We start from the raw sequence: 11922 nt of genomic DNA, 5'->3' as shown, positions 1-11922 counted from the left end.
GGGTCAGAGGTCCGGAACCCAGTCGAGGGCGCCGCGGCGGAAGGCGCGCACCGGTAGTGCGGCGGCGCCCTCTGGGACCCGGCCGATCAGCGGGACGCCGGTGACCCGGGGGAGGTCCAGCAGGTTCTGCTCCTCGGCCAGACCCGGCTCGGCCGGCCAGGCGCCGACGACCACACCGGCGACCTCGAGCGCGCGCGCCTGGATCGCCTGCACCGTCAGTGCCGCGTGGTTGAGGGTGCCGAGCCCGGCCCGGGCCACCACCACGAAGACGACCTGGTGGCCGGCGTACCGCACCGAGTCGGCGAGGTCGATCAGGTTCCAGTTCTCACCGAGGTTGACCAGGACACCGCCGGCGCCCTCCACGAGCGTCACACCGTGTGCGGCAGCGACCCGGTCGACCAGGCCGCGCTGCTCGGCCAGGCCGGGCAGCTCCAGCCCCGCGACCCGGGCGGCGGTGTCCGGGGCGAGCGGGTCGGGCAACCGCACCCCCTCGTACGTCGCCACGTCCCCGGCCAGGCGGCGTACCTCTGCCAGGTCGCCGTCCTCGTCCGGGCCGATGCCGGTCTGTGCCGGCTTCACCACCGCGACGGTGCGTCCGAGCGAGAGCTGCACGGCGGCCAGGGCGGCGGTCACCACCGTCTTGCCGACCTCGGTGTCCGTGCCGGTGACGAAGAGGACGCTCACAGCAGCTCGTCCAGCACCCTGACCGCCCGGGCGAGCTCGTCGTCGTCGAGCTGCGCGTGAGCGGTCAGCCGGAGCCGCGAGATGCCGTCGGGCGTCGATGGGGGCCGGAAGCAGCCGATGCGTACGCCGTTGCCAGCGGCCTTCTCGACAGCCGCGACGGCCTCGAGCGGGCCGGCCATCGGCACCGCCAGCACCGCACCGGCCGGCTGCTCGACGCCACAGGCCTCGGCAAGCACTCCGGAGACCTCGTTGACGCGAGCCACCCGCCCGGGCTCGTCCTCCACGACGCCAAGCGCCGCCAGCGCACCACCGGCAGCGGCCGGCGCGAGGCCGGTGTCGTAGATGAACGGACGGGCCCGGTTGACGAGGTGCTCGCGCACCGCGGGTGAGGACAGCACCGCACCGCCCTGGGCGCCCAACGACTTGCTGAGGGTCAGCGTCCCGACGACGTCGGACCGACCGCCGAGGCCGGCCGCGTGCAGCAGGCCGCGGCCCTGGGGACCGGCCACGCCGAGGGCATGGGCCTCGTCCGCGACCAGGACCGCGCCTCGGGCAGCGCAGACCTCGGCCAGCTCGCGCACGGGAGCGGCGTCGCCGAGCACGGAGTAGATGGTCTCGACCAGCACCACGGCACGCGGCTGGCTGCGGGCGGCCAGGGCGGCGTCGACGGCTGCCACGTCGTTGTGCGGGACCACCTGCACCCGCGCCCGGCTCAGCCGGCAGGCGTCGATCATCGAGGCGTGCACGTGGGCATCCGAGACGACCAGGGTGTCGGCGTCGGTGAGCGCCGACACCGCGGAGAGGTTGGCGTGGTAGCCGGTCGAGAAGACCAGGGCGGTCGGGAAGCCGGTGAAGCTGGCGAGGGCCCGTTCGAGCTCCTCGTGCAGGGTCAGGGTGCCGGTGACGAGACGCGAGGCGCCGGCACCGGCGCCGTACTCCTGGGCGGCCGCGACGGCCCCCTCGACCACGCGCGGGTGCCGGGTCAGACCGAGGTAGTCGTTGCCGGCCAGGTCGATGCCCTGCTCCGACGGGTGTCGGGGGACCAGCCGCCGCGTCAGCCCGGCCTCGTCACGTTGCTGGGCCTGCTCGGAGAGCCACCGCTCGAAGTCGGTCACGCCACCACCTCGCAGATGGTGGCCGTGATGGCGGCCAGGTCGTCGTCGGTGGTGACGTACGGCGGCATCGTGTAGACGAGATTGCGGAACGGCCGCAGCCACACGCCGTGGTCGAGGGCGCGTTCGGTCACCTTCTGCACGTCCACGGCGCTGTCGAGCTCGACCACGCCCACCGCGCCGAGGGTGCGTACGTCGACCACTCCGGGCGCTGCCGCCGCAGGTGCCAGGCCCCGGCGCAATCCCGACTCGATCCGTCGGATGTTGGTGTCGTTGTCGTACGACGCCAGCAGGTCGAGGCTCGCGTTGGCCACCGCGCAGGCGAGCGGGTTGCCCATGAACGTCGGCCCGTGCATCATCGCCCCGGCCGGCGACGAGCTCACCCGCTGCGCCACCTCGGCGGTGCAGAGCGTGGCCGCGAGGGTCAGGTAGCCGCCCGTCAGCGCCTTGCCCACGCAGACGATGTCGGCCCTTTCCTCGAGCCGGTCCTGGGCGAGCGCGGTGCCGGTGCGCCAGAAGCCGGTGGCGATCTCGTCGTGGATGACCAGGGCCCCGTGCTCACGGGCCAGACGGCTGAGGTGGTCGACGCACCGAGCCGGCCACGGACGCATGCCGCCCGCGCCTTGGAGGAGGGGCTCGACGATCACCGCAGCGATCCCGGTGGCGTGCCACTCGAACAGGTCAGCGACCTCTGTGGCCCAGGCATCGAAGCCCTCTTCGTCGGTCGGCTCGGTCGGTGGGAGGGGGGCGAAGACGTGCTCGGGCACGATGCCGGCGTACATGCTGTGCATCCCACCGTCGGGGTCGCACACGCTCATCGGCGAGAAGGTGTCGCCGTGGTAGCCGCCGCGGATGGTCAGGAACCTCGTCCGACCGGTGCCGGCTTGGGCCTGCCAGGCCATCTTCATGGCCACCTCGACCGAGACCGAGCCGGAGTCGGCCAGGAAGACGTGAGGGAGTCCGCTCAGCTCGACCAGGCGGCGGCCGAGCTCGACGGCCGGCTCGTGGGTCAGGCCACCGAACATCACGTGGCTCATCCGGCCGACCTGGTCGCGGACGGCGGCGTCGAGCTCGGGTACGGCGTACCCGTGGATGGCGGCCCACCACGACGACATCGCGTCGATCACCTCGACGCGCTCACCGCCCCGCTTCAGCCTCAGCCGTACGCCGCTCGCGGACTCGACCTCGTGCACGAGCGAGGGTGCGGTCGCCGAGGAGTACGGGTGCCACAGGTGCTCCCGGTCCCAGGAGAGCAGCTCGTCACCCACCGGAGACGGTCCCGTGCTCGACGCAGGTCGCGCTCCACCCACGCGGGATCACCTGCACCACCATCCGGCGGCGGCACTGCGCGCAGTAACGCGGTGGCTCGAGCCGGAGCCGCGCCCGGCAGACGTCGTGGTCGACCTCGTCGAGCCCGCGACCGCAGTGTCCGCAGAACCCGGGCTCGGCCATGACGTCAGATCTGCTCACTCAAGGCCTTGATCGGCATCTTCAGGTCCTCGAGGAGCTCGAGGTCCTCCTCGGGGTTGCGCCCGAGCGTGGTGAGGTAGTTGCCCACGATGACGGCGTTGATGCCGCCGAGCAGTCCGTCGCGCGTGCCGAGGTCGCCGAGGGTGAGCTCGCGGCCGCCGGCGTACCGCAGGATCGTGCGGGGCATCGCGAGCCGGAAGGCCGCGATCGTGCGCAGGGCGTCCTTGCTGTCCATCAGCGGCAGGTCGCCGAAGGGGGTGCCGGGACGCGGGTTGAGGAAGTTCAGGGGCACCTCGTCGGGCTGGAGCTCGGCCAGCTGCGCGGCGAGCTCGGCGCGCTGCTCGATGGTCTCGCCCATGCCCACCAGGCAGCCGCAGCACAGCTCCATGCCGGAGTTGCGGACCATCTCGCAGGTGTCCCACCGCTCCTCCCAGGAGTGGGTGGTGACGACGTTGGGGAAGTAGGAGCGGGCGGCCTCGAGGTTGTGGTTGTAGCGGTGCACGCCCATCGCGACGAGGTCGTCGACCTGCTCCTGGGTGAGCATCCCCAGAGAGGCGGCCACCTCGATGTCGACGGCCTCCTTGATCGCCTTCACTCCGTCGCGCATCTGGCTCATCAGCCGCTCGTCGGGCCCCCGCACGGCGGCGACGATGCAGAACTCGCTCGCGCCGGTCGCGGCCGTCTGCTCGGCGGCCTTGACCAGCTCGGGGATGTTCAGCCACACCGAGCGCACCGGCGAGGTGAACTGACCGCTCTGGCTGCAGAAGTGGCAGTCCTCGGGGCAGCCGCCCGTCTTCAGCGACACGATGCCCTCGACCTCGACCTCGGGGCCGCACCACTTCATCCGTACGGCGTGCGCGAGCTCGAGCAGGTCAGGGAGCAGCTCGTCGGGCGAGGTGAGCACGGAGAGGATCTGCTCCTCGCTGAGACCCTCACCCCGCTCCAGCACCTGCTCCCGGAGGTCGGCCAGCTGGCTCGGGTCGTGAAGGGACGGCTCGATGTGCACTGACATGGCAGTCATTGTTGCCCACGTCGGGCTCGTCGTACGGACACGGGTGAGTACTGGACGGTCACAAGCCGCTCGGTGTCCGGTCAGCCCCGGCGGAAGGCCCGCTCGTGCAGCTCGCGCATCTCACCCTCGAGCTCGGGATCGGGACCGAGGACCGGCAGGTCGGGCACGACCTCGTTGACCGAGAACGTCACCACCGGAGAAGCCCCGGCGCCCCACTCGCGACGCCACTGGTCGAGCCGGCGGGATGAGACGGCGTACACGATCGGGCCGAGTCCGACCCACCCGTGGGCGGCCGAGCACATCGCGCAGTGCTCGCCGGAGGTGTAGACGGTCGCACCCGCCCGCTCGTCGGGCGAGAGGTGCCGGCCCGCCCACACGGCTAGGTCGATCTCGGGGTGCGCGAGCGGCTGGTCGGTGCGCTCCCGGTTGCGTCGCTCGGCGAGCACGCTCCCGTCCGCCCCGACCAGCACCGACCCGAACGGGTCGTCCCCGGCCTCGAGCGCCTCCCGGGCCAGCTCGACGCAACGCCGCAGGTGGTGTCGATGGGTGTCGTCGAGGTCCATGGCCACAGGTTGGCACGGTCCGGACGGGCCGCGGCGCTCAGAGGTTGTCGGTGTCGAAGGTGTTGCAGCCGTTGATCGTGCCCTGCTCCATGCCGCGGTTGAACCAGCGGACGCGCTGGGCGGCCGTGCCGTGGGTGAAGGAGTCGGTGTCGACGCGGCCCGACGTGCGCTTCTGGATGCGGTCGTCGCCCACGGCCTGGGCAGCGTCGATGGCGCGCTTGACGTCGTCGGGGGTCAGCTCGGTGATGATCGCGTTGCCGTCGGCGTCGGTGGTCTTCTGGGCCGCCCCGGCCCACACCCCTGCGAGGCAGTCGGCCATCAGCTCGGCGCGCACCGAGTCGCTCTTGGGGCCGCGGACGGTGCGCATCCTGCCGAGGATGCCGAGCTGGTCCTCGATGTGGTGACCGTACTCGTGGGCGATCACGTAGCCGATCGCGAACGGTCCGCCCTTGGCCCCGAGCTGGCCCTGCAGCATGTCGTCGAAGAAGGTCGTGTCGAGGTACACCAACTGGTCGTTGGGGCAGTAGAAGGGCCCCATCTCGGTGCTGGCCTGGCCACACCCCGAGGCGGTGGACCCCTGGAAGCGCACCGTCTTGACCACGTCGTACTGCTTGCCGGTCTGGTCGGGATAGGCCTGGGACCAGAAGCTCTGCACCGAGTTGGTGAAGAGGTCGACCGCGCAGTCCTCCGACTTGTTGGCGTCGGCGCCGCTCTGGCAGGAGTTCTGCGTCGTGGTCGTCCCGCCACCGCCGCCGGACCCGTCGCCCAGCAGACCGGTGCACTGGGTGAGTACGACGAACAGCACCACGACGACGATCGTGCCGATGCCGATCTTGCCGCCGCCTCCGCTGGGCATGGGCAGTCGCATGCCGCCGCCTCCGAGGCCACCGCCGCTGCGGGTCTCGATCTGGCTCTGGTCGATCCTGGCTTTCGGGTTGAACCGCATTGCCGCGTCCTTTCGCCCCCGTACGCCCTCGTAGACTAGGGGTGCGCGGTCCGAGTACCCCGCCGCGGCACCCCTCATCAGGAGGCGCCGACCCAACTGCGAAAGCCCCTGTCGTGATCACTGTGTCCAAGCTCGAGGTGCGCGCTGGCGCACGCCTGCTGATGGACGACGTCTCCTTCCGGATCGCGGCCGGTGACCGGATCGGGCTGGTCGGGCGCAACGGTGCCGGCAAGACCACGCTGACCCGGATCCTGGCCGGGGAGGCCCTTCCGGCCAGCGGGTCGGTCACGTCGTCGGGCTCGGTCGGCTACCTCCCTCAGGACCCGCGTACCGGCGACCTCGACGTGCTCTCCCGCGACCGGATCCTTTCGGCGCGCGGACTCGATGACGTCGTACGCCGCCTCCGGGGTGCCGAGACCGAGATGGGCAGCGACGACCCGGACATACGCGACCGGGCGATGCGTCGCTACGAGAACGCCGACGCTGCGCTGCACGCCGCGGGTGGCTACTCGGCCGAGGCGGAGGCAGCCCAGATCGCCGCCTCGCTCGGCATCGAAGAGAGGCTGCTCGGCCAGCCGCTGCGCACTCTCTCGGGCGGTCAGCGGCGACGCGTCGAGCTGGCCCGGATCCTGTTCTCGGGCGCCGAGACGTTGCTGCTCGACGAGCCCACCAACCACCTCGACGCCGACTCGATCGGCTGGCTGCGCGAGTTCCTGCGCAACCACAAGGGCGGCCTGGTGGTGATCTCCCACGACGTCGGCCTGCTCGAGGCGTGCGTCAACCGGGTCCTGCACCTCGACGCCAACCGGGCCGTGATGGACGTCTACAACATGGGCTGGAAGGCCTACCTCAACCAGCGCGAAACCGATGAGAAGCGCCGCAAGCGCGAGCGGATGAACGCCGAGAACAAGGCCAAGACGCTGACCGACCAGGCCAACAAGATGCGCGCCAAGGCCACCAAGGCACAGGCCGCGCAGTCAATGCTCAAGCGTGCCGAGAAGCTGATGGAGGGCATCGAGGGAGAGCGCCGGGCCGACCGCGTGGCGCGGATCAAGTTCCCGTCGCCCGCTCCCTGCGGCAAGACCCCGCTGACGGCGAGCGAGCTGTCCAAGACCTACGGCTCGCTCGAGGTGTTCACCGACGTCGACCTCGCTGTCGACAAGGGCAGCCGGGTGGTCATCCTCGGTCTCAACGGCGCCGGCAAGACGACCCTGCTGCGCATCCTGGCCGGGGTCGACCGCCCCGACACCGGGCAGGTCGAGCCGGGGCACGGCCTGAAGATCGGCTACTACGCCCAGGAGCACGAGACCCTCGACACCACCCGCACCGTGCTGCAGAACCTGCACACCGCAGCGCCGCAGCTGACCGACACCGAGGCCCGATCGGTGCTGGGCTCCTTCCTGTTCTCCGGCGACGACGCCAACAAGCCGGCCTCGGTGCTCTCCGGTGGCGAGAAGACCCGCCTCGCGCTGGCCATCCTGGTCGTCTCCAGCGCCAACGTGCTGCTGCTCGACGAGCCCACCAACAACCTCGACCCGGCCTCCCGCGAGGAGGTGCTGGCCGCGATCCGGTCGTACGCCGGCGCGATCGTGCTGGTGACCCACGACGAGGGCGCCGTACACGCCCTCGAGCCGGACCGGGTGCTGATCCTGCCCGACGGCGTCGAGGACCTGTGGACGCCCGACTACGCCGACCTGGTGGCGCTCGCCTGATCTCGGCGTCGCGAGGCACCCAGGTCTGGAACCTGGGTGATCGTGCTCGTGCCACACCAGGGCGCTCCTGATGGGGTGTGGGGAACCCTCCTGTGACACGAGGGAGGTTTCCCCGGGCGCCCGGGGAAACTGGCGCCCGCCCTACAGTTCTCACATGACCACCCCGGAGCCGGAACAGCTCGAGCAGGCCGGTCTCCGGCTGGACCTCGAGGGGGCCGTCGCGACCATCACGCTGGACAAGCCTGCGCGCCGCAACAGCCAGACGCCGCGGATGTGGCACGCGCTCGCCGGGATCGGAGCGTCGCTCTCCGACGAGGTGCGGGTCGTGGTCATCAAGGGTGCGGGGGAGTGCTTCTCGGCCGGCATCGACACCCGCTTGCTGACCGGTGAAGGTGTCGACGGCGAGGACTCGGTGGCCGATCTCATGAGAGCGAGCGACGAGCAGATCCTCGAGACGATCGACGGCTACCAGCGCGGGTTCACCTGGCTCGCCGACCCGCAGATCGTGTCGGTGGCGGCGGTGCACGGTTACGCGATCGGCGCCGGCTTCCAGCTCGCCCTCGCCTGCGACTTGAGGGTCGTCGCCGACGACGCGCAGTTCTGCATGAAGGAGCCGGCGCTCGGGCTGGTGCCCGACCTGGCGGGAACAAAACCGCTCGTCGAGCTTGTTGGTCCCTCGCGGGCGTTGGAGATGTGCGCCACTGCGAGGTTCGTCGAGGCCGACGAGGCCCTGGAGCTGGGCATCGCCACCGTCGTCGTACCTCGTGCGGAGCTGGACGCCACCACCTCGGACCTGGTGGACGCGATCATCGCCAGCAACACGGGCGCCGTACGCGAGACCAAGGCGCTGGTGCAGCAGGCGGGGGAGCGAGACCTCGAGGCACAGCGGCTGGCTGAGCGGCAGGCACAGGTACGTCGGTTCCGCGATCTTGTCGGAGGCGGCTGAGACACTCTCAGTCGGGGAGCACGGAAGGGGGCGCCATGAGCGGCATGAGTCCCTGGGCCATGCTCGGTTCCGCGCGTCGTGACCGCTCGGTCGTCGAGCAGAAGGTCTCGCGCGACACGGTTCGTCGAATCGTCGGCTTCGCACTGCCCCATCGCTCGCTGATCGCGAGCTTCCTGTTCTTCGTCGTCATCGACGCGGCCCTCGTGGTCGTCAACCCGCTGCTGATCAAGCACCTGCTCGACGACGGCATCATCGGCAAGGACACCAGCCTCGTGCTGTGGCTCGCCCTGGCGATGGCGGTCACCTCGATCCTCGATGCCGGGCTCGGCGTGGCGACCGGCTACCTCTCCTCCCGCATCGGCGAGAGCCTCATCTTCGACCTGCGCACGCGTGTGTTCGCCCACGTCCAGCGGATGTCGCTGGCGTTCTTCACCCGCACCCAGACCGGTGCACTGGTCTCGCGGCTCAACAACGACGTCATCGGCGCGCAGCGCGCGTTCACCTCGACGCTGTCCGGCACGGTCTCCAACTCGATCAGCGTGGTCGTCGTCGGCATCACCATGTTCGCGCTGAGCTGGCAGGTCACCCTGGCCTGCCTCGCACTGTTCCCGCTGCTGCTGCTCGCCTCGCGCTGGGTCGGTCGCCAGATCAGCGGGCTGACCCGCACCCAGATGGACGGCAACGCCGACCTCGGCAACCTGATGACCGAGCGCTTCAACGTCGGTGGCGCGCTGCTGCTCAAGGTGTTCGGGCGGCGCGAGGAGGAGGACGCCAAGTACGCCGAGAAGGCCGGCCTGGTCCGCGACCTCGGCATCCGCATCTCCCTGGTCACGCGGGTGTTCATGGCGACCATGATGCTGATCCCGGCGCTGGCCACTGCGCTCGTCTACGGCATCGGCGGTGCCCTCACCATCAACGGTGCCCTCACCATCGGCACGTTGACCGCGCTCGCCACGCTGCTGCTCCGACTGCTCGGCCCGCTGCAGGGGCTCTCCAACGTGCGTGTCGACGTGATGACCGCACTGGTCAGCTTCGACCGTGTCTTCGAGGTGCTCGACCTGCCCTCGACCGTCGTCGAGAAGGCCGACGCGGTGTCCGTCCCGCCCACGGCATCCAGCGTGGAGTTCGACGCCGTCGACTTCACCTACCCGCGGGCCGAGGACGTCTCGCTCGCCAGCCTCGAGACCGTGGCGCGGGCCGAGAGCCGCGACCACGGGCAGGTGCTCCACGACCTCAGCTTCATCGCCCAGCCGGGCCAGATGATCGCCCTCGTGGGCCCGTCCGGCGCTGGCAAGACCACGATGACCCACTTGGTCGCCAGGCTCTACGACGTCACGGGCGGAGCCGTGCTGGTGAACAACCACGACGTCCGCGACGTGACCCTGCAGTCGCTCGAGGACGCCGTCGGCTACGTCACGCAGGACGCCCACATGTTCCACGACACGATCCGGGAAAACCTGCGCTACGCCCGACCCGAGGTGACCGACGAGGAGATCTGGTCGGCGCTCGAGATGGCACGCATCTCTACCCTCGTGCGCACCATGCCCGACGGGCTCGACACGGTGGTCGGCGACCGGGGCTACCGGCTCTCGGGTGGCGAACGGCAGCGGCTGGCAATCGCCCGGTTGCTGCTCAAGGCTCCCGGGATCGTCGTGCTCGACGAGGCGACTGCCCACCTCGACTCCGAGTCGGAGTACGCCGTGCAGCGCGCGCTCGACCAGGCGCTCGAGGGCCGCACCTCGCTGGTGATCGCCCACCGGCTCTCCACGGTGCGCAACGCCGACCAGATCCTCGTCGTCGACGGCGGCCGGATCGTGCAGCGCGGCACCCACCACGAACTGCTCGCCCAGGGCGGTCTCTACGCCGACCTCTACCGCACCCAGTTCGTCGAGGACGCCGTCCAGCCTGATCCGGTGTCCTAGGCTCGGGGAGCATGGACCTCGGACTCAAGGATCGCGTCTACATCGTCACCGGAGGGGCCCGCGGGCTGGGTCGCGCGACGGTCGAGCTTCTCGTCGCAGAAGGCGCCCGCGTGGTGCTCTCGGGTCGCAACCGGGACAGCCTCGAGGCGGCCGTGGCCGACCTCGGCGAGGGTGCGGTCGCCCAGGTCGGGGACAACGCCGACCCCGAGACCGCCGACCGGCTGGTCACGGCGGCCACCGATCTCTGGGGTCGTCTCGACGGCGCCCTGATCTCCGTCGGCGGTCCGCCCACGGGCACCGTGATGGACACCCCCGACGAGGTGTGGACCAGCAGCTTCGAGTCGGTGTTCGTCGGCGGGCTGCGCGTGGCCCGGGCGGTGGCCAACGGGATCGACGGGCCGGGGTCGATCGCCTTCGTGCTGTCCAGCTCGGTGCGAGCCCCGATCGCCAACCTGGCCATCTCCAACGGGCTGCGTCCCGGTCTGGCGATGGCGGCCAAGACGCTGGCCGATGAGCTCGGTCCGCGCGACATCCGCGTCAACGGCCTGCTGCCTGGTCGCGTCGGCACCGAACGGGTGGCCGAGCTGGACGAGGCGAGCGGCGACGCCGAGGCCGCTCGCGCGAAGGCGATCGCCGGCATCCCGCTCGGACGCTACGGACGCCCCGAGGAGTTCGCCGCGGCGGCGGTGTTCCTGCTCAGCCCGGCCTCATCGTTCGTCACCGGCACCATGCTGCCCGTGGACGGCGGCATGCTGCGAGCGCTCTGACCCGGTGCTGTCCGTCGCCCGCCGGACGCGGCGCTGGCGCAGCTCGTCCCAGACCAGGAAGCAGAACCCGAAGATCGCCAGCGCTCCGAAGAACCACCACTGCAGCCCGTAGAAGAAGTGCGGTCCGTTGCTGGTGTCGTCCGGCAGCTCGACGGCGCCGAGCGCCTTCGCGGGAGCTGGGCTCTCGGCGGCGAGGTCGAGGAACCCCCCGTAGAGCGGGTACGGCACGACCGCTCCGATCCGTGCCGAGGAGATGGCCCGCGTCGAGAGGTCGCTCACCCGGGCGGCACCACCAGTCGCGTCCCGTCGTACCCACCCCGTGACGGTGACCTGCCCGTCGCTGACCGGCGGCAGCTTGGGTCGCGACGCCCCGGAGTTCTCCGTCGACATCCAGCCGCGGTCGACGAGCACCGCAGCGCCGGACTGGGTGACCAGCGGGGTGACGATGTCGACGCCGGCCCCGCCGTCCCGGGTCTGGTACTTCAGCACGACGGTGTGCTTGTCGTCCCAGGTGCCGTGGACGGTGACGCGCCGCCACTCGTCCTGCTCGGAGGGCGATCGGTGGGTGGAGAGCAGGTCGTCGACCGGCACCGGAGCGGCGTTCAGGTTGGTGGCCACGATGCGGTTGTCGTGCTTGCGCTGGTCGAGCCGGTGGAACTGCCACTGGCCCAGCGCCCACGCCCCCCAGGCCAGCAGGACCACGGTGACGGCGAACAGCACCCAGCGCCGACTCAGCAGGAATCCCACGCGGCCACGGTAGTTCGTGGCACCTGTACCTAGACTGGCCG

12 protein-coding genes are annotated in these 11922 nt (G+C 70.8%); 4 read left to right on the top strand and 8 right to left on the bottom strand.

Annotated elements, in window-relative coordinates; translation table 11 throughout:
* Positions 1-3: 3 nt before the first annotated feature.
* From bioD to H976_RS0105355, 7 genes are all read right to left on the bottom strand, one after another.
* Positions 4-684, bottom strand: a complete 681-nt coding sequence (bioD, locus tag H976_RS24655; protein WP_036224827.1) for a dethiobiotin synthase — start codon at positions 682-684, stop codon at positions 4-6.
* A complete protein-coding gene (locus H976_RS0105380) occupies positions 681-1799 on the bottom strand; it encodes an 8-amino-7-oxononanoate synthase (protein ID WP_027860713.1) in 1119 nt (372 codons plus the stop codon). The genes bioD and H976_RS0105380 overlap by 4 nt, the downstream gene beginning before the upstream one ends.
* The gene (locus H976_RS0105375; protein WP_027860712.1) at positions 1796-3064 is read right to left on the bottom strand and encodes an adenosylmethionine--8-amino-7-oxononanoate transaminase; all 1269 of its coding nucleotides are present in this window, start codon (positions 3062-3064) and stop codon (positions 1796-1798) included. The genes H976_RS0105380 and H976_RS0105375 overlap by 4 nt, the downstream gene beginning before the upstream one ends.
* Positions 3057-3266 carry a hypothetical protein gene (locus H976_RS24650; RefSeq protein ID WP_231388796.1) on the bottom strand — a complete coding sequence of 70 codons (210 nt, stop codon included), beginning with the start codon at positions 3264-3266 and terminating at the stop codon, positions 3057-3059. Before H976_RS24650 ends, H976_RS0105375 begins: the two co-directional genes overlap by 8 nt.
* On the bottom strand, positions 3253-4278 hold the full coding sequence (bioB, locus tag H976_RS0105365) for a biotin synthase BioB (RefSeq protein ID WP_051276252.1): 1026 nt from the start codon (positions 4276-4278) through the stop codon (positions 3253-3255). Before bioB ends, H976_RS24650 begins: the two co-directional genes overlap by 14 nt.
* An 80-nt stretch (positions 4279-4358) precedes the next feature.
* Positions 4359-4841: a nucleoside deaminase gene (locus H976_RS0105360; RefSeq protein WP_027860710.1), complete on the bottom strand. Its 483-nt coding sequence runs from the start codon at positions 4839-4841 to the stop codon at positions 4359-4361.
* Positions 4842-4878: 37 nt separating this feature from the next.
* Positions 4879-5787, bottom strand: a complete 909-nt coding sequence (locus H976_RS0105355; protein WP_027860709.1) for a neutral zinc metallopeptidase — start codon at positions 5785-5787, stop codon at positions 4879-4881.
* A gap of 113 nt (positions 5788-5900) precedes the next feature.
* On the opposite strand from H976_RS0105355, the gene H976_RS0105350 reads away from it, so the two are divergent.
* The 4 genes from H976_RS0105350 (at position 5901) to H976_RS0105335 (ending at position 11134) form a co-directional block, all read left to right on the top strand.
* A complete protein-coding gene (locus H976_RS0105350) occupies positions 5901-7499 on the top strand; it encodes an ABC-F family ATP-binding cassette domain-containing protein (protein ID WP_027860708.1) in 1599 nt (532 codons plus the stop codon).
* Positions 7500-7653: 154 nt separating this feature from the next.
* Positions 7654-8445, top strand: a complete 792-nt coding sequence (locus H976_RS0105345; protein WP_027860707.1) for an enoyl-CoA hydratase/isomerase family protein — start codon at positions 7654-7656, stop codon at positions 8443-8445.
* Positions 8446-8480: 35 nt separating this feature from the next.
* Positions 8481-10367, top strand: a complete 1887-nt coding sequence (locus tag H976_RS0105340; protein ID WP_027860706.1) for an ABC transporter ATP-binding protein — start codon at positions 8481-8483, stop codon at positions 10365-10367.
* Positions 10368-10378: 11 nt separating this feature from the next.
* The gene (locus H976_RS0105335) at positions 10379-11134 is read left to right on the top strand and encodes an SDR family oxidoreductase (protein ID WP_027860705.1); all 756 of its coding nucleotides are present in this window, start codon (positions 10379-10381) and stop codon (positions 11132-11134) included.
* On the opposite strand, the gene H976_RS24645 is transcribed toward H976_RS0105335, so the two are convergent.
* Positions 11075-11881 (bottom strand): SURF1 family protein, encoded by an 807-nt coding sequence (locus H976_RS24645; protein WP_051276250.1) that lies wholly within the window; start codon positions 11879-11881, stop codon positions 11075-11077. The genes H976_RS0105335 and H976_RS24645 overlap by 60 nt on opposite strands.
* Between the last annotated feature and the right edge of the window lie 41 nt (positions 11882-11922).

It is taken from the genome of Marmoricola sp. URHB0036, assembly GCF_000426045.1.
Lineage (GTDB): Bacteria > Actinomycetota > Actinomycetes > Propionibacteriales > Nocardioidaceae > Marmoricola.
This window is presented reverse-complemented; position numbering and strand designations above follow the sequence as displayed.

Bases quoted from the DNA above. Each gene is read 5' to 3' on its own strand.
- bioB (WP_051276252.1), bottom strand. From the start codon at position 4,278: ATGTCAGTGCACATCGAGCCGTCCCTTCACGACCCGAGCCAGCTGGCC.
- H976_RS0105360 (WP_027860710.1), bottom strand. From the start codon at position 4,841: ATGGACCTCGACGACACCCATCGACACCACCTGCGGCGTTGCGTCGAG.
- H976_RS0105355 (WP_027860709.1), bottom strand. From the start codon at position 5,787: ATGCGGTTCAACCCGAAAGCCAGGATCGACCAGAGCCAGATCGAGACC.
- H976_RS0105345 (WP_027860707.1), top strand. From the start codon at position 7,654: ATGACCACCCCGGAGCCGGAACAGCTCGAGCAGGCCGGTCTCCGGCTG.
- H976_RS0105340 (WP_027860706.1), top strand. From the start codon at position 8,481: ATGAGCGGCATGAGTCCCTGGGCCATGCTCGGTTCCGCGCGTCGTGAC.
- H976_RS0105335 (WP_027860705.1), top strand. From the start codon at position 10,379: ATGGACCTCGGACTCAAGGATCGCGTCTACATCGTCACCGGAGGGGCC.